The sequence below is a fragment of the Pseudorhodobacter sp. MZDSW-24AT genome, from assembly GCF_002794355.1.
GTDB lineage: Bacteria > Pseudomonadota > Alphaproteobacteria > Rhodobacterales > Rhodobacteraceae > Pseudotabrizicola.
In genome coordinates, this window is the sequence record NZ_PGOI01000007.1 from 59,413 (window position 1) to 77,475 (window position 18,063).

Genomic DNA, 18,063 nt, shown 5'->3' on the forward strand with positions numbered 1-18,063 from the left:
TCTACTGTCGTCACCGGGCAAGACGGGCTAGTTACCAAAGCCAGAGAGCTTGAACCTATGGGAGAGATGCGTCGATGAAGGTGCTTGTGCCTGTCAAACGTGTGATCGACTACAACGTGAAAGTGCGCGTGAAAGCGGACGGGAGCGGTGTCGATCTGGCCAATGTAAAAATGTCGATGAATCCGTTCGACGAGATCGCCGTGGAAGAGGCGATCCGGTTGAAGGAAAAGGGCGTGGCGACCGAGATCGTCGTGGTGTCGATCGGTGTGAAACAGGCGCAGGAAACCCTGCGCACAGCCCTTGCGATGGGGGCGGACCGCGCCATCCTGATCGAGGCGACCGATACGGTGCAGACCGACATCGAACCGCTGGCGGTGGCCAAGCTGCTGGCCGCGGTGGTGAAAGAAGAAGCGCCGGGTCTGGTTTTGTGCGGCAAGCAGGCGATCGACAATGACATGAACGCCACCGGGCAGATGCTTTCGGCGCTTCTGGGGTGGTCGCAGGCGACCTTTGCCAGCGAAGTGGCCATCGAGGGCGATCAGGCCAAGGTGACGCGCGAAGTGGATGGCGGGTTGCAGACGATTTCGGTGAAGCTGCCGACCATCATCACGGTGGATCTGCGCCTGAACGAGCCGCGCTATGCCAGCCTGCCCAACATCATGAAAGCCAAGGCAAAACCGTTGGCGACCAAGACGCCCGCCGATTATGGCGTGGATGTCGCGCCGCGCTTGTCGGTGATCAAGACGGTGGAACCTGCGGGCCGCAAGGCCGGGATCAAGGTGGGGTCGGTGGACGCGCTGATTGCGAAACTCAAAGACGAAGCGGGGGTGATCTGATGGCTGTTCTGCTTCTTGCCGATGTGAATGACGGCCAACTGGCGCTGGACGCGGTGGCCAAGACGGTTGCGGCGGTAAAGCCCTTGGGCGATGTGCATGTGCTGGTGGCGGGCCAAGGCGGCGACGCCGCCGCGGCCGAGGCGGCCAAGCTGGAGGGCGTGGCCAAGGTGCTGTTCGCGGGCGATCACGCCTATTGCCATGGGCTGGCGGAATCCACCGCAGCGCTGATCGTGTCTTTGGCGGGCGGCTATTCGCATATTGCTGGGGCTTCGACCGCGTTTTGCAAGAATGTGATGCCACGCGTGGCCGCTCTGCTGGATGTGATGGTGCTGTCAGATGTGACGGCGGTAATCGATGCCGACACGTTCGAGCGCCCGATCTATGCCGGGAACGCGATCCAGACGGTGAAATCTGCGGATGCCACCAAGGTGATGACCATTCGCACCGCCAACTTCACTGCCGTGGGCATGGGTGGCGCGGCCACGGTCGAAGCCGTGAGCGGCCCGGTCGAGGCGCTGTCGTCCTGGGTGGAGGACAAGGTGGCATCCAGCGACCGGCCCGAACTGACCAGCGCGGGCATCGTGGTGTCGGGCGGGCGCGGTGTCGGTTCGGAAGCCGATTTCAAGCTGATCGAAGCTTTGGCCGACAAGCTGGGTGCGGCCGTGGGCGCAAGCCGCGCGGCGGTGGATTCGGGCTATGCGCCGAACGACTGGCAGGTGGGGCAAACCGGCAAGGTCGTGGCGCCCAAGCTTTATGTTGCGGTCGGGATTTCCGGGGCCATTCAGCACCTTGCGGGGATGAAGGATTCCAAGGTGATCGTGGCGATCAACAAGGACGAGGAAGCCCCGATCTTCCAAGTGGCGGATTACGGGCTGGTGGGCGATCTGTTCACACTGGTGCCCGAGCTGACCGAAAAGCTGTAAGCCGTCCTGCCATGGCAGAGCTGCGGGCGCCCCGATCGGGCGCCCGTTTGCATTCAGAATAGGCGGAGGAGTTCGGGGCCAAGCTGATCGGCGATCAGGCGATGCACGGCGGGTCCCGGCAGGCCTTGCGCGGCGCATGCGCAGTCCGGGGCGATGGCGCTGCCATCTTGGGCGCTGAGCAGCGCGGCAGGAGGGGCCACCACCTCGACGTAATGCGCGGCATGGGCGCGCAGCACTGCGATCATTTCGGCATCGACCAGCAGCGGATCGTGGGTAAGGCCCGACCGACGCCCCGGCGAGGGGGGAGGCGCGCTCGCCACCCAGAGCAGCAGCGTCTTGCAGGGGAGAGAGGCCAGCAGGCACTTCATCCGTGAGACCCAAGCGGCGCGCAATTCTTCGGCCAGAACCTCGAACCGGTCGACGGAGACGGCTTGCAGCGCGCCGAGCATATGGCGGGTGAAACTGAATTCCGTGAAGTCCACATCGCGGTAGATGTGGCGCAACAGCGGAGAGGCGTGCAGAAAACGGTCATTCCGGCGCGGATGCACGGTGTAGAAGCGGTTGGTGAGGTTCTGTGCGCCCATGATCTGCACCACCGCCAGACGCGCCCGGGCGGCGGTATCAAGGACATCGGGATCTTTCAGATAGAGATCGATGCCCGCGTTCACATAGCCCAGATTGACCATGCACAGGCCGGTGGCCGCTTCGATCAGCGCCGGATAAGGTTCGGGGACGAATTTTCCATAGGTTTCCGTTCCCCCCAATGCCACCACATAGGGCCGGTCGAGGTTGCGCCGGGGGCCCCGGAAAAGCACCCGCGACGTGCCATATCGGCATGGAAAATAGTCGAGCGACCGGTCGCCCGGATACAGATATGCCATCACACCCACCACAGTTTTCAGACACCCGTCGCCAGACTTGGCGATTCCCGTTGCGAAAGCCTTAAAGGGCGGATTGACAGAAAATTCCTGCGATTGGAGGGCGACGGCAAGGCCCTGCACCGCGGCGCCCTTGCTCCGCCCCGGCCCGCCGCATAAGGTTGCGGCGGCGGTGAAGGAAGGATGTTGCAAATGGATATTTCCAGCGTGGGCGTGGTGGGTGCGGGGCAGATGGGCAACGGGATTGCGCATGTGTTTGCCTTGGCCGGCTATGATGTGACCCTGACCGATGTGAATGAGGCGGCCCTGTCGCGGGCGATGGCCACCATTGACCGCAACATCGAACGGCAGGTCGCACGCGGCAAGGTGACGGCGGAGGAGAAATCGGCCGCGATGGCACGTATCCGCACCACGATGACGCTGGCCGAGGTGGGACCTTGCGATCTGATCATCGAGGCCGCGACCGAGCGCGAAACCGTGAAGCAGGCGATCTTTGAGGACCTGCTGCCTCATCTGAAGCCGCACACGATTCTGACCTCGAACACCTCGTCGATTTCGATCACCCGGCTGGCGAGCCGGACAGATCGTCCGGAAAAGTTCATGGGTTTTCATTTCATGAACCCGGTGCCGGTGATGCAACTGGTGGAATTGATCCGCGGGATCGCGACGGATCAGGACACTTGGGACAAGATGCATGCCGTGGTGCGGCGTCTGGGCAAGACAGCGGCGAGTGCCGAGGATTTCCCCGCCTTCATCGTGAACCGCATCCTGATGCCGATGATCAACGAAGCGGTCTATACGCTTTATGAAGGGGTGGGGTCGGTCAAATCGATCGATGAGTCGCTCAAGCTGGGGGCCAACCATCCGATGGGGCCGCTGGAGCTTGCGGATTTCATCGGGCTGGACACCTGCCTTGCGATCATGAACGTGCTGCATGACGGGCTGGCGGATACCAAATACCGGCCCTGCCCGCTGCTGACGAAATATGTCGAAGCAGGGTGGCTGGGGCGCAAGACGCAGCGGGGGTTTTATGACTACCGCGGCGAGGTGCCGGTGCCAACGCGCTGAAGCGCACGATTTTTCTGCGAAAAATCCAATGCACGCCCCGATTTTTCTGCGAAAAATCGCAGGGGAGAGGTGGTTTTTCGCAGAAAAATCGATCGGGATGTCGGCTTAGCGCTTGCCCAGATCCAAGGTGTGCTGGCGCAGCCAGGCAAGAAAACCGCGCGGGTTGCCTTCCCATTTGTCCAGTTCGGAGGCCGGAATCGGGGCGCCGATGAAGGGGCGCTGCGGCTTGAACAGGGCGCGCTTGATTTCATACAGCAAGAGCCCCTGCCGCAGCGTGTCTGACAGCTTGTTGGCGATCAGGAACATACGGCTGTTCTGCCCTGTGAAATGGACGGGCACGATGGTGGCGCCCGAGCGCTGAATCATCTTGTGGGTGAAGACGTTCCATTCGGCCTCGACCGCCGGGCCGAAGAAGCCTTCGGACATTGCCACCTTGCCTGCCGGAAACAGGATGATGACACCGCCGCGCTTGAGATGGTCCATAGTCTGCTGCCGCATCACCAGCCCGTCCTCGCGCGCATTCGCCTCATGCGGGAAGGGGACGGGGATCATGAATTCCTCGACCTCGGGGATGCCGGTGAGCAAGGAGCGGGTGAGGATCTTGAAATCTGACCGCACGCGATTGACGATTTCCGCAAGGATCATGCCGTCGACCAGACCATGCGGATGGTTGGACACCACCACCACCGGGCCGGTGGCGGGGATATGTGCCACCTCTTCCGCAGGTGTGTCGATGCGGATGCCCATATGGCGCAGCGCCTTGGGCCAGAAGGGCGAGCCGAACGGGGCACCCGCGCGTTCGAACTGACGGATCAGGCGCAGCAGGGTGACCTTGGCGGTCGCCCATTCGATGGCGCGGATCGCCCCTGCCTTGACCGGATTCGAGAAACTGCCAGCATAGGAAAGCCGGCGCATATCATAAGGACGGTCTGTCGGCGGGCGCGTTGCGCTGTCACCGAGCCGCGTGTCGATCTGCGGATGTTCTGTCACGATCCGTCGGCCTTTCTGCACCACCTTGTGGCTCAGTACTCTTCTCCGAAGCGATTGGCCACCAGCGCCGAGAGCGCATCGGCCAGCGGGTCCGCCTCGGCCCCCGTGGTGCGGACTTCAATAGAGGTTCCGCGAGAGGCTGCCAACATCAAAAGCCCCATGATGGAGTCACCCGACACGGTCATCCCGTCCTTGGTGACCTGCGCTTCGGCATCATGTGCTTCGACGACCTCGACGAATTTGGCGCTGGCCCGGGCATGAAGCCCCTTTTCATTGACGATGAGCAGAACTTTATCGGCCAAATTCAGGCACCTCCGCCCAGATCGAGGCTGTTGATGTATTTTCGCCCCGCATCGAGCGCGGCTGCCACGGCTTCTGCCACGGGCACATCACGGGATTTTGTTAGCTTGATCAGCATCGGCAGATTTGCGCCGTAGATGATACGCCGGTCCGGCCCGCAGCAGGCCATCAGGGACAGGTTCGAAGGCGAGCCACCGAACATGTCGGTGACCACCACCACGCCGGTGCCTGCGTCCACAGCATCGGCGGCACCACAAATCTCGGCCTGTTTGGCAGCGCGATCATGGTCATCCTCGATCGAGATGGCGCGCATGCCCGATTGTGGGCCCACCACATGCTCCACCGCGGCGAGGTATTCGCGCGCAAGGCCACCATGAGCCACGATCACGATTCCGATCACCCGCCGTCCATCCTTGTTGCTAGCGCACCTGCGGCAGCTGGCCCGGCAGCTGCGCGCCGTTCAAGTTCCCGGTGCCGTTTTGACACCGCCCAGCCGCTCTGCGCAAGGGCATCGGCGATCAATTCCGTGACGGCAACAGACCTGTGTTGCCCTCCGGTGCAGCCGAATGCAATGCTGACATGCGAGCGCCCCTCGGCCAGATGGGCCGGAAGGAGAAAAGCAATCAAATCACTCAGCTTTTGGTAGAACTCCGCAAAGCGTTCATCCGCCTGGATGAAGGCCACCACCTGCGAATCGCGCCCGTCGAGGGGTTTGAGCGCGCGGTCCCAATGTGGGTTGCGCAGGAAGCGGCAGTCAAACACCATGTCGACGCCGCGCGGCACCCCGCGTTTGTAGCTGAAGCTTTGCACCGAGACGGCGAGATTGGGGCCCCGCCCTTGCCCGAACCAGCGTGTCACCTCGGCCTTGAGGCCATGCACCGTCAGATCGGAGGTGTCGATGAGATGGTCGGCGCGCACCTTGATGGGTGCGAGCAGATCAATCTCACGCTCCACCCCCTCCTCGGGGCTGTCGGTGGGGGCGAGCGGGTGGCGGCGGCGGGTTTCACTGTAACGCTGCACCAGAACAGCAGGCTGGCAATCGAGATAGAGCACGGTCAGCTGCACCCGAGGATCGCGGGTCAGGCGGTCAATCAGCTCGATCAGGCTGGAGGCGGCAAAATCGCGGTTGCGCACATCCAAGCCAAGGGCGATCGGCTGTGCGGTGGGAGCGCCTTCAATCAGGCGGGGGACAAGCGACAGCGGCAGATTGTCAATCACCTCATAGCCGAGGTCTTCCAGCGCGTTGATCGCGGTCGACCGCCCTGCCCCCGAAGGCCCGGTGACCAGAACCAGCTGGTGGTCCTGCCGTGACAAAGACTCGGATCTGTCCACGTCGTTCAGCATCGCTATCCACGTCGCCCAAATAAGACATAGTGCCGGAGCGAAGAAGGAAAATGGGCTGAATCATTGGAAAGCACAAGGGCAAGCGGCTTTCCCAAAAGGGTGATCGCGTGATGCGGCGGCAGGCGGGTGGTTTCGGGCTGGTCAAGATCCACCACCAGCGCAACAGGAGCCTGTGGCAGGTGGGGCGCATGGAGCAGGCCAATGCCGCGCGCTTCGATCAGGCCGATGAGCGGCGGCGGGCAGCGGGCGATGACTTCCTCGCCCTCACGCGACAAAAGGGTCTGGTCATCGGCCACAAGAGTGGCGCCGATGGCCATGAGCTGCAAAGCCAATGACGATTTTCCGCGCCCAGAGGCGCCTTTGATCAGCACGCCGCGCCCGTCAAAGGCAACAGTGGTGGCGTGCAAGCGAAGCGGCGCCGTCATGGCGCGGGGTCAGACGGGAAGACCGACGATGAAGCGCGCCCCCAAGGGATCAGACGTGGCGTCAGCATGGGTGGGGCGGATGTTCTCGGCCCAGATCACCCCGCCATGCGCCTCGACGATCTGCTTGGAAATCGACAGTCCAAGGCCGGAATTGTTGCCAAACTGCCCTTGCGGGCGTTCCGAGTAAAAGCGTTTGAACACCTTTTCCAGCGCCTGTTCAGGGATACCGGGGCCAGTGTCTTCCACCACCACCAACACCCGGTCATCGCGCTTGCGCGTCCAGACCCGGACGGCATCGCCGTCTTCACAGAAAGAGACGGCATTGGTGATCAAGTTGACGAAGACTTGGGCCAGACGCGCCTCCAGCCCTGAGATGACAATGGGCTCGACCGGGAAATCGGTGATCAACTCGACCCCTTTTTCGCCGGCCTGCTGGCCGAGGTAATCGCACAGGTTGGTGAGGGTCTTGGTCAGGTTGAAGGTTTCCTCCTGTTCCTTGACCAATTCGCTGTCAAGGCGGGAGGCGTTGGAAATGTCGCTGACCAGTCGGTCGAGACGGCGCACATCATGATCGATCACCTCGAGCAGCCGGGTGCGCTGATCGTCGCGCTTGGCGACATGCAGCGACGCTACGGCCGAGCGCAGGCTGGCGAGCGGGTTCTTGATTTCATGCGCGACATCGGCGGCGAATTGTTCGTTGGCGTCAATCCGGTCATATAGCGCGGCGACCATGCCGCGCACGGCCACCGAAAGGCGGCCGATTTCATCTGGGCGCCCGGCCAGATCGGGAATGCGAATGCGCCCCGCCTGCATCTTGCGGGCATCCCCATCCTGACCAATCTCTGCCGCCGCTGCGAGGTCGGACAGGGGATTGGCGATGGTGGATGCGAGCACAAGACTGAGACCAATCGACACCAAAAGGGCCAGAACGAACATCTGCAGGATCTGTTCACGTTCGTTGCGGACGAGCGCGTCGATCTCGCCCTCGGCACTGATCAATGCGACGACACCCAGCACCTCTCCCGCACGCTCGATCGGGCTGGCCACCGAGAAAAACGCCCCACCGCTGGCGCCTTTGCCAAGGTTTACGGCGGTTTCCCCGGCAAGCGCCTGAGCGAAAAGTGTCCGTGCCAGACTTTCCGGATCGACGCTGACGCCGCGCCCCTCGGGCTCGGTCAAGAGCCTCGAGGTGCTGTCCCACAAGGCGTTTAGAAAGCCGGTGATGAGAGTGGACTGGTCATCGCGGGCGGCGCCATCCGCAGGGCCGGTCGCCGTTGCGACCACACGCCCCGTGCTGTCAAGCACCACGACCGAGGTTCCGGGGCTGAGGCTGATGTTTCCGACCCAGCGCGCAAACGCGCCCTCGGGGGCCATGTCAACCATGCCTTCATCCGGGAGCCGCGCCTCGAACACATCTGCGATCAGCTGCGCTTCGGTCACAAACCCCTGTTCGCGCTGCACCACCAGACTGTCACGGAAGGGGTTGAGAAAAAGCACCCCGGCCACCAGCACCACCAAAGCCAGCAGATTGAAGATGATGATCTTGCGGGCCAGCGGCGACCGTTTCAGCGCCATCACCCCCCGCTTGCCCCGCGTTTCGCGCAGGGCAGGATCAGCCGCCTCGGGCGAGACCCAATCCTCGCTCACAAGCACCTCGGCGCCCTTGGTGCTGCGCTGTTCCCGGAGGCCGATCTGAGGCATCGCCGTCATGCTTCGTTGTAACGATAGCCGATGCCATAGAGCGTTTCGATGGCGGAGAATTCGTCATCCACCGAGCGCATCTTCTTGCGCAAGCGTTTGATGTGGCTGTCGATGGTGCGATCATCGACATAGACCTGATCATCATAGGCCACGTCCATCAACTGATCGCGCGACTTGACGAAGCCCGGTCGCTGCGCGAGCGCCTGAAGAAGCATGAATTCCGTGACGGTCAGCGAGACATCAAGCCCCTTCCACGACACCGAATGGCGCAGCGGGTCCATCCGCAGATGGCCGCGTTCCATGATCTTGGTTTCTTCCGTCACCGCCACTTCGCCGGTGACGATGGCATCCTGACGGCGCAGGAGCGCACGGATCCGTTCCACCAAAAGCCTTTGGCTGAACGGCTTTTTCACATAGTCATCTGCGCCCATCCGCAGCCCTAGGACTTCGTCGATCTCATCATCCTTGGAGGTGAGAAAGATCACCGGCATCTTGGTCTTCTGGCGGATGCGCTGCAGCAGATCCATCCCGTCCATGCGGGGCATCTTGATGTCGAGCACTGCCATATCCGGCATCCGGCGGGTGAATGCATCATAGGCGGACTGGCCGTCGTTGTAGGTTTCGACCTCAAACCCTTCAGCTTCCAGTGTCATCGATACTGACGTCAGGATGTTCCTGTCGTCATCAACAAGGGCGATCCTTGCCATGGTGTGTATTTCCTTGTGACTGCCCGAACGCTTATTTTTGTAACATGATCGGTGGAACCCGTCACGGAATCAACAGCGAAGTGCGAATCACTGCACTTTCGACTCATATGACGCGGTAAAATTACCAACGAATGGCTAATTTGCCTCACTTCTTGCAAGTTGTCGGAAATGATTGCGCTAACCTGCGGATGGTTGCGCTAACTGCCGCAAAGCCTGCTGTTCTGATGCAAGTCCCCTATGATATACGGCAAGCGTGGCCGCCCAATGGCCCTGGGCGCCGCCGGTATGCCATTGGCCCGCATACCGAATTCTGACCGAATATTCAGCCTGCGCCATTGCGCGGGCAACGGGAGCTTGCAGGATGAACCACGGACGCGTGAACCCCAACCACACCCTTGACGCCACCGGCATCACAGGTTTGGGCAACGTCTATTACAACCAGATCGAGCCTGCCCTTGTCGAAGCCGCTGTCGCCCGTGGCGAAGGGCGTTTGGGCAAAGGGGGCGCCTTCCTGTGCGCCACCGGCCAGTTCACCGGCCGTTCGCCCAAGGACAAGTTCGTGGTGCGAACCGCTGCGGTGGAAGACACGATCTGGTGGGACAACAACGCCCCGATGGCCCCCGAAGCTTATGCCCTGCTCAAGGCTGACATGCTGGCGCATTTGCACGGGCGCGACATGTTCGTGCAAGATCTGTATGCCGGTGCCGATCCGGTGCATCGTCTGGATGTGCGGGTGATCACCGAACTGGCATGGCACGGGCTGTTCATCCGCCATCTGCTGCGCCGCCCCGCCGCGTCCGAGCTTGACAGCTTTGCGCCGGAGTGGACGATCCTGAACGTGCCGAGTTTCAAGGCCGATCCGGCACGCCATGGCTGCCGCACCGAAACGGTGATCGCACTGAACTTTGACGAAAAGACCGTGCTGATCGCCAACACCGCCTATGCGGGCGAGAACAAGAAATCGGTCTTCACCATTTTGAATTACCTTTTGCCAGACAAAGGCGTGATGCCGATGCATTGCAGCGCCAACCATGCCATCGGAAATCCGGTGGATGCGGCGGTGTTCTTTGGCCTGTCGGGAACGGGCAAGACCACGCTGTCGGCCAGTCCCGACCGCACGCTGATCGGGGATGATGAACACGGCTGGTCCGATCGAGGCATCTTCAACTTCGAAGGCGGCTGTTACGCAAAAACCATCAACCTTGATCCCAAGGCGGAACCAGAGATCTACGCCACCACCTCACGCTTTGGTACGGTGGTCGAGAATATGGTTTATGACCCCGAAACGCTGGAACTGGATTTTTCCGACAATTCCCTGACCGACAACACCCGCTGCGCCTATCCGCTGGACGCGATTTCAAACGCGTCAGACACCGGGCTTGGCGGACATCCGCGCCATGTGGTCATGCTGACCTGCGACGCCTTTGGCGTGCTGCCGCCCATCGCGCGGCTGTCACCGGCGCAGGCGATGTATCACTTCTTGTCGGGTTTCACGTCCAAGGTGGCCGGAACCGAGCGCGGGATCACCGAACCCACGCCCACCTTCTCCACCTGCTTTGGCGCGCCCTTCATGCCGCGGCGGCCCGAGGTGTATGGCAAGCTGCTTCAGGAAAAGATTCTGAAACAGGGGGCAACCTGCTGGCTGGTGAACACCGGCTGGACAGGCGGCGCCTTCGGCACCGGTCGGCGGATGCCGATCAAGGCCACCCGCGCCTTGCTGACAGCGGCGCTTGATGGCTCGCTGGCGGGTGTCGCCTTCCGCCGCGATCCAAACTTTGGCTTTGAAGTGCCGGTTGCGGTTGCGGGCGTGGACGCTGCCCTGCTCAATCCGCGCGACACTTGGGCCGACAAGGCCGCCTATGATGCGCAGGCCCAAAAGCTCGTGGAGATGTTCTCCAAGAACTTTGGCCAATATGTGCCCTACATTGATGATGACATCAAAGCCGCCGCGATCGGCTGATCCCAAAACCAAAGCGCCCGCCCGCCTTGCGCGCGGGCGCTTTGCCATTGCACCTTTCTGAAATACTCCCGCGCGGAGCGCATCCGACCTCAGCCCAGCAGCGCCTGCAGCACAAGGTTGATCCCCGTCACCACCAAAAGCGCTTGTGTCCAGCGGCGAAAGCGTGCCTGCGGCAGCCGGTCTTGCAGCCGGTAGCCCAAGGCCATGCCGATCTGCGCGGGCACCACCAGAGCGGCGGAAAAGGCCAAAGTCTGCGCATTTGCCAGACCCGTGCCCAGATGCGCGGTCAAAAGCGCGACCGCCCCGATCAGGAACACCACGCCCTGCGCCCGGATCGCCTCGACCTTGGGCGCGTTGACTGAGAGCAGATACACAAGCAAGGGCGGCCCCCAGATTCCCGACACCCCACCATAAAGCCCCCCCACGACGCCAAGCGCCCATTCCGCGCGGGCACGGTGCTGGAGGCGCAAGGCCAAGGGCACCCCGGCCAGTTGCAGCGCCGCAAAGGCCGTGACCGGCACGCCCAGCAACAGCAGATAGGCGACACGCGGGATCAGATCGAACAGCTGCGCCGACAGCGCGATGAACACCACGGTCCCGATCAGAAAACGACGATAGGTCCAGGCGGTTTCTTTGGCCGGACCAAGGCCCTGGCGGAAGGCTTGGCTCAGGTTGGTGATGAGCGTGGGCAGGATCAGCCCCGCCAGCGCCAGTTCCGGAGGGAGGAAGGCCGAGAAGGCAGAAATCATGATCAGCGGCATGGCAAAGCCGACCGCCCCTTTGACGAAGCCGGCAAAAAGGGTGACAGTCAAAGCGCCCAGCAGAGGGCCAAGCCCCTGCCCTGCCGACAGAATGGAAATCAGATGTTCGGTCATGTTGGCTGAATTGCCCAAGTCTTGAGGAATGAAAACCCCAAGCAGGCGAGATGCTGCGAGAATTCTGAGTCCTTCGGGCACACATTTCGACTGCGACATTTTATGGTTGTTGACGAACATTATTTTGAAATTAAGTTGCGCTGCGACTGCAAAGTGTTTAGCTCAACAGCAGTTGCAGGCTCCAAGCACAGGAATCGCGCCATGGCCCATGATGGACAGACCCTTCCCACCTCGCCCCTGCTGGCGGATCTGCTGGCCCTGACGGCCGAAGCCCTGCCTGAGGTGGAGGCGCTGTTCCACGCGGGCCGCGAAAATCTGCGCGCAAGGGTGAGCGTCGGAGGCAAAGTGTCTGCTGCGGCGATGGAAACGCATCAGTATGCGGCGCATGCGCTGTCGTGGCTGGCCACCTATGCCGAGGCCCTGCGACAAATGCAGGATTGGGCGCTGCGGTTGCAAGACAAGGGACAGTTCGGCGAGACCGAGGCGCTGATCCTTCAAATCGCTTTTGGCGAATACCTGAACCAGATTCATGGGGGCATCCCCATGAGCCAGGGAGAGATCGCGCGCTTGCAGGATCTTGATCTGTCCCCGGCCCCCAGCGGCGCGGCGGCGCGAACCCTTATGGCCCAAGGGAACAGCGTCGCCGCCCGCGCCCGTCTGGTGACGCTGATGCGCGACGGACGGGCCAATGCCACCTTTGGCGCCACCGGGCTGGACGAAGAGCTGGAGATGATCCGCGAGCAGTTCCGCCGCTTTGCCGCCGAGCAGGTGACGCCCTTTGCGCATGACTGGCATCTGAAGGATGCCCTGATCCCGATGTCGGTGATTGACCAACTGGCCGAGATGGGCGTCTTCGGCTTGACCATTCCAGAGGCGTTCGGCGGCTTTGGCCTGTCGAAGGCCAGCATGGTGGTGGTGTCGGAAGAATTGTCGCGCGGCTATATCGGCGTGGGCAGTCTTGGGACACGGTCGGAGATCGCGGCCGAGTTGATCCTGTGCGGCGGCACGCCCGAACAAAAGGCGCAGTGGCTGCCCAAGCTGGCCAGCGGAGAGATCCTGCCGACGGCGGTGTTCACCGAGCCGAACACCGGATCGGACCTTGGCGCGCTGCGCACGCGGGCGCGGCGGGACGGTGAAGAGTGGATCATCAGCGGCAACAAGACATGGATCACCCATGCCGCGCGCACCCATGTGATGACGGTACTGGCCCGCAGCGTCGAGGGCACCTCGGATTACCGCGGGCTGAGCATGTTCCTGGCGGAAAAGACCCCCGGCACCGATGAGACTCCTTTCGTCGATCCCGGCCTGTCGGGCGGTGAGATCGAGGTGCTGGGCTATCGCGGCATGAAGGAATACACCGTCAACTTCGACGATTTCCGGGTGAAGGGCGCGAACCTGCTGGGCGGAGTGGAAGGGCAAGGGTTCAAGCAGTTGATGCAGACCTTTGAATCGGCCCGCATCCAGACGGCGGCGCGGGCGATCGGGGTGGCACAGAACGCGCTGGATCTGGGGATGAGCTATGCCGAGGATCGCAAGCAGTTTGGCAAGGCGTTGATCGAATTTCCCCGCGTGGCCGGGAAGCTGGCGATGATGGCGGTGGAGATCATGGTGGCGCGGCAGCTCACCTATTTCAGCGCTTGGCAAAAGGACCATGACAAGCGCTGCGATCTAGAGGCGGGGATGGCCAAGCTTTTGGGGGCGCGGGTGGCGTGGGCGGCGGCGGACAATGCCTTGCAGATCCATGGGGGCAACGGGTTTGCCTTGGAGTATCAGATCAGCCGGGTGCTGTGCGATGCCCGCATCCTGAACATCTTCGAGGGCGCGGCGGAGATTCAGGCGCAGGTGATTGCGCGGCGGCTGCTGGATTGAGGGGCGCTGTGTCACACGCGCGGACAAAAGAAGGAATCCTTTTTAATCAAGGTCTTGACCCTGTGGGATTCACCAAATCTTAACTTTTTCCCGCGGTTGGCGGTGTGGCCCCTGCGGCCTTGCGCGGGATGCCGAGGCGGGGGTGCAGGCGGCCTGAGATGGCCCAAGCGGTCAGCAGCCCCGCCCCGGCGGCGGCAAAGATGCCGGGCAAGGGCGCGACCAAGAGCACCAGCCAAGCGGCCCCGGGCGTGAGAATGCCTGACACATCGCGGAAGCTGGAATAGACTGCCGACATCTCGGTCCGCTCGGACGGTTTCACCGCCATCAGGAAGGGAAGGCCGCCGATGATGTCCAAGAGGACAAGAAACACGGCTGCCGCCATGCAGAAAAACACCGTCGCCCAAGGCAAGGGCGACACCAGCGCCGCCGCCACAAAGAGCGTGCCGCACATGCCAAAGGCAAAGCGGACGGCACGGCGCACGCTGGCGGCGCGGGCATGGCGCAGCATGATCGGCGACGCAAAGAGGAGCGCGTTGGACAGTGACAGTGCAACGCCGCCCACCTTGTCGCCCAAACCGGATTCGATACAGAAGATCGGCAGATAGACCACATAAACCCACCAGCCGCAGGAGCGCATCACCGCAAAAAGCCATCCGGCAATCAGCCGAGGTTGGGCGAAAAACCGGCCCAGATAGGCAAGCGGATTGGCGGCAGGCCCTTTGGCGCGGCTGATCTGCTTGCCATTGCCCAGCCGCAGCACCCAGAACGTCACCAAGAGCACCAAAGCGCATCCTCCGGCCACGAGGAAGGGCAGCGGGTCCCACAGGCTGCGCAGCCAGACACCGAGCAGGGGACCAATGGCCCAAGGCCCGGCGGCAAAGACCATTTGCATGGATTGGCTGCGGCCCAGATTCTGACGGTCGATGTAATCGAGGATATAGGCGTTAAGACAGACGAAGGTGGTGGCGGTGGCCATGGCAAGGCAGGTCAGCGCCACGGGCATCAGCCATCCGGTGCCAAGGATGGCCAGCGTCATCCCGATGAGGTAGAGCACGCAGCCCAGCGTATACATCCAGCGCCGCGGGATGTGGCGGGTGGCCCAAGGCACCATCAGTCCCCAGAGCATCGACACCAACCCGGCGACGAAATAGGCGGACGAGGTGGCCTCGGCACTGCCAAGCGCGTCATAGACGGCGAGCGGCATGGCAGAAACGAGTGTCCCACGCACCGCCGCCTCTAGCCCCGAGAGGAGGGCAAAGTTTTCGACCCTTGGGGTCGGAGCATGCTTGAGATGCAGAGGGATGAATTTATTGGCCATATCAATCTTGACCCTGTTTGCCCAAGAAGCGGGCGGTGGGTCTGGCCCGGCTGCGACATTTTGCGTCGTTTGTGAATCGGAGGGCGTTTTTCTGCGCGCAGCCCTAGCTGCGGGCGAGACGGGCCAACAGGCGGTTGCGCGATTCGGGCAAGGGGCTGCCGCCGGGGGGGGCGTGGCCGTCTTGGGCAAGCTCGCGGGAGAGGAAATGCCCTGTGATGGCAAGGGCTTGCGCAGCCTCGGCCCGGGTGACAGGCCCCTGCCCCATCAGCGCCTGCGGCAAGGGCAAGAGCCGGGACGCCCAATCCCCCGCCCCCGCGCGCGACACCGCCCGCCCGGTGCGCGGGCTGACATAGGCCAGATCGTCCCGGCTGCCGGTCACGGCGCACCGCGACAGATCAAGACCGAATCCCAATTCATCCAGAAGCAGCAATTCCCAGCGCAGATAATCGCCCAGCCAATCGGCCCCGGCAGCCATGGCGTCGAGCAAAGACAGCGTGCGGGTGTAAAGCTGGGGGTGCGGATCACGCTCGGCCAGACTGACGTGCAACAGCGCACAGGCGGCAGTCAGCCCCGCCAAGGCGAGCGGGCTTTCCAGCACGGCGGCCCGCGATTGCACGGGTTCGGCCAGAAAGACACCGATCTGATCTTCCAGACGCGCGCGCCATGTGAGGTCGAGCTGGGCGCCGGGCTGCAAGAGCGGCGCACGTTTGCGCGAGGCGCCGCCGCGGACCACGCCCAGATGGCGGCCATGGCCGCGGGTAAAAACCTCTATGATTGCAGAGCCTTCGCCATGCGGGCGCATGGAGAGAAGCACCCCGTCTTCGCGCCATTCCATCGGGTGATCTTTGCAGGCGGAGGGGTGCGGCTGCAAGGGGGCTTGCCGCGGCAAGGACAGAGTGCATTTTGGGCATATGAGAGTGTCCATGTCGCTGCCGCCCCGCCTGACCGCCCTGATCATCTTTGTCGTGGCCGCCCTGTCGCTGCGGGCGCAGTTTGACGCCAATCTGGCCGCTGGGCGCGGGGATGGCGTGCTGGGGGTGCTGTGGGGCTTGGCGCGGTTCTTCACCGTGCTGACCAATCTGCTGGTGGCTGTGGGCATGGCGCTGGTGGCCATGCGCTGGCGATTGCCTGCCGGGCTTGCCTTTGCCGGCGTCTTGGCCATCGTGATGGTGGGGCTGGTGTATCACATTCTGCTGGCCGAGTTGCACAGCCCCAGCGGGCTGCGCTGGTGGGCCAATCTGGGCCTGCACACGGCGGTGCCGGTGATGGCCTTGGGCTGGTGGCTTGCCTTCGCGCCGGTGCCGGGCTGGCGTGTGCTGCCCTATGGCATGATCTGGCCGCTGGTCTATGCGATCTATGCCCTGCTGCGCGGCGTGATGATCGACGGGCGCTTCCCCTATCCGTTTCTGAATGTGAACCGGCTGGGCTGGGACGGTGTGGCGCTGAACGCGGCCGGGATGGTGCTGGCCTTTGCCGCCGTGGGGGCGGTGCTGATCGCGGTGAAGCGGCGGCTAGGCTAGGCCTTCTTCTTCGAGCAGGGTGCGGCCTTGGCGCTGTTCCAGCTCGATCACCCAGAGGTCGGGGTCGCGGGCGGTGGCGCGCGCGATCAGGGCATCCACCTCCGGCTCGGGACCTTCGGTGGTCAGCCGCCAGAGCCGGCTGCCGCTGGCCAGATCATAACCACGTTCAAAGGCACGCGCGCTGCCGTTCAGAAGCGCGACCTTGACCAGCACAGTGCCTGCGGTGCGGTCCCCCTTGCGGATGACATAGGCGGGGATATCGGCAAGGCGCAGTCGGTTGAGATAGGCCGACACCCAAAGATCGGATTGCAGCCGGACATCTGCCACCACTCAGTCGCCATCCTTGAAGTCGAGGCCCATTTCCGAATAGCGCTCGGGTTCGTCCAGCCAGTTGGGGCGCACCTTGACTTGCAGGAAAAGGTGCACGGTGCGGCCGAGGAATTCCGAAATGTCGGCGCGCGCGGCGGAGCCGATGGATTTGATCGTCTCCCCCTTGTTGCCCAGCACGATGCCCTTGTGGCCATCGCGGGCAACGTACACGATCTGGTCGATCCGGGTGGAGCCGTCGGGTTTGTCCTCCCATTTCTCGGTTTCCACCGTGAGCTGGTAGGGCAGTTCTTCGTGCAGGCGCAAGGTGAGTTTCTCGCGCGTCATTTCGGCGGCGATCATGCGCATGGGCAGATCGGCGATCTGGTCTTCGGGGTAGAACCACGGGCCTTGCGGCACCTCGCCCGCCAGCCATTCGCGCAGATCCTTGACGCCATAGCCACGCTCGGCGCTGATCATGAAGGTTTTTGCGAAAGGATAGGCGTCGTTCAGGCGTTCGGCGAGGGCAAGCAGCACTTCGGATTTCACGCGGTCGATCTTGTTGATGGCCAGAGCCACCGGCTGACCTTGCGGCAGTTCATCGCGCATCCGGTCGATGATGGCCTGCACGCCTTCGGTCAGGCCGCGATGCGCCTCGATCATCAGGACGATCACATCGGCATCGGAGGCCCCGCCCCACGCGGCCTTAACCATGCTGCGGTCCAGACGGCGGCGCGGGCGGAAGATCCCCGGCGTGTCGACAAAGACGATCTGCGCCGGGCCTTCGATGGCCACGCCCCGGATGCGGGTGCGGGTGGTCTGCACCTTATGCGTCACGATCGACACCTTGGCCCCGACCATGCGGTTGAGAAGCGTCGACTTGCCAGCATTGGGTTCGCCGATCAAGGCGACAAAGCCGGCGCGGGGGGGGGTATCCATCAAGACCTCATTTCGATATCGCGCTTCGTCTAGGCGATTGCAGGGGGAAAGGCCAGATCATCCGCGGCCCCGGCAGCCAGTGTAGCACCAAAGGCGCGGGTCTG

Annotated in this window: 19 protein-coding genes; 6 read left to right on the forward strand and 13 right to left on the reverse strand. The window is 62.8% G+C overall.

Going from position 1 to position 18,063, the window contains the following annotated elements:
• Nucleotides 1–74: 74 nt before the first annotated feature.
• Both CUR21_RS06270 and CUR21_RS06275 read left to right on the forward strand, forming a co-directional pair.
• A complete protein-coding gene (locus CUR21_RS06270; RefSeq protein WP_100196169.1) occupies nt 75–836 on the forward strand; it encodes an electron transfer flavoprotein subunit beta/FixA family protein in 762 nt (253 codons plus the stop codon).
• Nucleotides 836–1,759 (forward strand): electron transfer flavoprotein subunit alpha/FixB family protein, encoded by a 924-nt coding sequence (locus CUR21_RS06275; RefSeq protein ID WP_100196170.1) that lies wholly within the window; start codon nt 836–838, stop codon nt 1,757–1,759. Before CUR21_RS06270 ends, CUR21_RS06275 begins: the two co-directional genes overlap by 1 nt.
• Before the next feature lie 53 nt (nt 1,760–1,812).
• Here CUR21_RS06275 and CUR21_RS06280 read toward each other — a convergent pair whose 3' ends face one another.
• Complete coding sequence (locus CUR21_RS06280) at nt 1,813–2,640, reverse strand: DUF6473 family protein (protein WP_100196765.1); 828 nt, start codon at nt 2,638–2,640, stop codon at nt 1,813–1,815.
• A 189-nt stretch (nt 2,641–2,829) separates the two neighbouring features.
• On the opposite strand from CUR21_RS06280, the gene CUR21_RS06285 reads away from it, so the two are divergent.
• On the forward strand, nt 2,830–3,705 hold the full coding sequence (locus CUR21_RS06285; protein WP_100196171.1) for a 3-hydroxybutyryl-CoA dehydrogenase: 876 nt from the start codon (nt 2,830–2,832) through the stop codon (nt 3,703–3,705).
• 105 nt (nt 3,706–3,810) lie between these two features.
• Here CUR21_RS06285 and CUR21_RS06290 read toward each other — a convergent pair whose 3' ends face one another.
• From CUR21_RS06290 to CUR21_RS06320, 7 genes are read right to left on the reverse strand one after another with little or no spacing between them, the layout of a single operon-like run.
• Nucleotides 3,811–4,695 carry a lysophospholipid acyltransferase family protein gene (locus CUR21_RS06290; RefSeq protein WP_232622712.1) on the reverse strand — a complete coding sequence of 295 codons (885 nt, stop codon included), beginning with the start codon at nt 4,693–4,695 and terminating at the stop codon, nt 3,811–3,813.
• Between the two features lie 32 nt (nt 4,696–4,727).
• Complete coding sequence (locus CUR21_RS06295; protein WP_100196172.1) at nt 4,728–4,997, reverse strand: HPr family phosphocarrier protein; 270 nt, start codon at nt 4,995–4,997, stop codon at nt 4,728–4,730.
• Nucleotides 4,998–4,999: 2 nt separating this feature from the next.
• On the reverse strand, nt 5,000–5,395 hold the full coding sequence (locus CUR21_RS06300) for a PTS sugar transporter subunit IIA (RefSeq protein WP_100196173.1): 396 nt from the start codon (nt 5,393–5,395) through the stop codon (nt 5,000–5,002).
• A complete protein-coding gene (gene rapZ, locus CUR21_RS06305; protein ID WP_100196174.1) occupies nt 5,392–6,339 on the reverse strand; it encodes an RNase adapter RapZ in 948 nt (315 codons plus the stop codon). The genes CUR21_RS06300 and rapZ overlap by 4 nt, the downstream gene beginning before the upstream one ends.
• A 2-nt stretch (nt 6,340–6,341) precedes the next feature.
• Entirely contained in the window at nt 6,342–6,764 is a 423-nt protein-coding gene (locus CUR21_RS06310; protein WP_100196175.1) for an HPr kinase/phosphorylase, read from the reverse strand.
• A gap of 9 nt (nt 6,765–6,773) precedes the next feature.
• The gene (locus tag CUR21_RS06315; protein WP_100196176.1) at nt 6,774–8,474 is read right to left on the reverse strand and encodes a sensor histidine kinase; all 1,701 of its coding nucleotides are present in this window, start codon (nt 8,472–8,474) and stop codon (nt 6,774–6,776) included.
• The gene (locus CUR21_RS06320) at nt 8,471–9,172 is read right to left on the reverse strand and encodes a response regulator transcription factor (protein ID WP_100196177.1); all 702 of its coding nucleotides are present in this window, start codon (nt 9,170–9,172) and stop codon (nt 8,471–8,473) included. The genes CUR21_RS06315 and CUR21_RS06320 overlap by 4 nt, the downstream gene beginning before the upstream one ends.
• A 361-nt stretch (nt 9,173–9,533) precedes the next feature.
• Between CUR21_RS06320 and CUR21_RS06325 the strand changes: the two genes are divergently transcribed.
• A complete protein-coding gene (locus CUR21_RS06325; RefSeq protein ID WP_100196178.1) occupies nt 9,534–11,132 on the forward strand; it encodes a phosphoenolpyruvate carboxykinase in 1,599 nt (532 codons plus the stop codon).
• Between the two features lie 89 nt (nt 11,133–11,221).
• Here CUR21_RS06325 and CUR21_RS06330 read toward each other — a convergent pair whose 3' ends face one another.
• Entirely contained in the window at nt 11,222–12,007 is a 786-nt protein-coding gene (locus CUR21_RS06330; RefSeq protein WP_100196179.1) for a sulfite exporter TauE/SafE family protein, read from the reverse strand.
• Between the two features lie 201 nt (nt 12,008–12,208).
• Here CUR21_RS06330 and CUR21_RS06335 point away from each other — a divergent pair, with 201 nt between their 5' ends.
• Nucleotides 12,209–13,876: an acyl-CoA dehydrogenase family protein gene (locus CUR21_RS06335; RefSeq protein WP_100196180.1), complete on the forward strand. Its 1,668-nt coding sequence runs from the start codon at nt 12,209–12,211 to the stop codon at nt 13,874–13,876.
• A gap of 79 nt (nt 13,877–13,955) precedes the next feature.
• Here CUR21_RS06335 and CUR21_RS06340 read toward each other — a convergent pair whose 3' ends face one another.
• Nucleotides 13,956–15,194, reverse strand: coding sequence for an MFS transporter (locus tag CUR21_RS06340; RefSeq protein WP_100196181.1), 1,239 nt, complete (start codon nt 15,192–15,194; stop codon nt 13,956–13,958).
• Nucleotides 15,195–15,297: 103 nt separating this feature from the next.
• Nucleotides 15,298–16,029 carry a DNA repair protein RecO gene (gene recO / locus CUR21_RS06345; protein WP_100196182.1) on the reverse strand — a complete coding sequence of 244 codons (732 nt, stop codon included), beginning with the start codon at nt 16,027–16,029 and terminating at the stop codon, nt 15,298–15,300.
• 88 nt (nt 16,030–16,117) lie between these two features.
• Between recO and CUR21_RS06350 the strand changes: the two genes are divergently transcribed.
• The gene (locus CUR21_RS06350) at nt 16,118–16,714 is read left to right on the forward strand and encodes a Pr6Pr family membrane protein (RefSeq protein ID WP_100196183.1); all 597 of its coding nucleotides are present in this window, start codon (nt 16,118–16,120) and stop codon (nt 16,712–16,714) included.
• On the opposite strand, the gene CUR21_RS06355 is transcribed toward CUR21_RS06350, so the two are convergent.
• Together CUR21_RS06355 and era are read right to left on the reverse strand one after the other, a co-directional pair.
• On the reverse strand, nt 16,706–17,044 hold the full coding sequence (locus CUR21_RS06355; RefSeq protein WP_232622713.1) for a DUF1491 family protein: 339 nt from the start codon (nt 17,042–17,044) through the stop codon (nt 16,706–16,708). The genes CUR21_RS06350 and CUR21_RS06355 overlap by 9 nt on opposite strands.
• A complete protein-coding gene (era, locus tag CUR21_RS06360) occupies nt 17,045–17,959 on the reverse strand; it encodes a GTPase Era (protein WP_100196184.1) in 915 nt (304 codons plus the stop codon).
• Between the last annotated feature and the right edge of the window lie 104 nt (nt 17,960–18,063).

Excerpts from the sequence above, each read along its gene's own strand:
- CUR21_RS06270 (WP_100196169.1), top strand. The coding sequence starts at position 75 with ATGAAGGTGCTTGTGCCTGTCAAACGTGTGATCGACTACAACGTGAAA.
- CUR21_RS06275 (WP_100196170.1), top strand. The coding sequence starts at position 836 with ATGGCTGTTCTGCTTCTTGCCGATGTGAATGACGGCCAACTGGCGCTG.
- CUR21_RS06280 (WP_100196765.1), bottom strand. The coding sequence starts at position 2,640 with ATGGCATATCTGTATCCGGGCGACCGGTCGCTCGACTATTTTCCATGC.
- CUR21_RS06285 (WP_100196171.1), top strand. The coding sequence starts at position 2,830 with ATGGATATTTCCAGCGTGGGCGTGGTGGGTGCGGGGCAGATGGGCAAC.
- rapZ (WP_100196174.1), bottom strand. The coding sequence starts at position 6,339 with ATGCTGAACGACGTGGACAGATCCGAGTCTTTGTCACGGCAGGACCAC.
- CUR21_RS06310 (WP_100196175.1), bottom strand. The coding sequence starts at position 6,764 with ATGACGGCGCCGCTTCGCTTGCACGCCACCACTGTTGCCTTTGACGGG.
- CUR21_RS06315 (WP_100196176.1), bottom strand. The coding sequence starts at position 8,474 with ATGACGGCGATGCCTCAGATCGGCCTCCGGGAACAGCGCAGCACCAAG.
- CUR21_RS06320 (WP_100196177.1), bottom strand. The coding sequence starts at position 9,172 with ATGGCAAGGATCGCCCTTGTTGATGACGACAGGAACATCCTGACGTCA.
- CUR21_RS06325 (WP_100196178.1), top strand. The coding sequence starts at position 9,534 with ATGAACCACGGACGCGTGAACCCCAACCACACCCTTGACGCCACCGGC.
- CUR21_RS06330 (WP_100196179.1), bottom strand. The coding sequence starts at position 12,007 with ATGACCGAACATCTGATTTCCATTCTGTCGGCAGGGCAGGGGCTTGGC.
- CUR21_RS06335 (WP_100196180.1), top strand. The coding sequence starts at position 12,209 with ATGGCCCATGATGGACAGACCCTTCCCACCTCGCCCCTGCTGGCGGAT.
- CUR21_RS06340 (WP_100196181.1), bottom strand. The coding sequence starts at position 15,194 with ATGGCCAATAAATTCATCCCTCTGCATCTCAAGCATGCTCCGACCCCA.
- recO (WP_100196182.1), bottom strand. The coding sequence starts at position 16,029 with ATGGAATGGCGCGAAGACGGGGTGCTTCTCTCCATGCGCCCGCATGGC.
- CUR21_RS06350 (WP_100196183.1), top strand. The coding sequence starts at position 16,118 with ATGTCGCTGCCGCCCCGCCTGACCGCCCTGATCATCTTTGTCGTGGCC.
- era (WP_100196184.1), bottom strand. The coding sequence starts at position 17,959 with ATGGATACCCCCCCCCGCGCCGGCTTTGTCGCCTTGATCGGCGAACCC.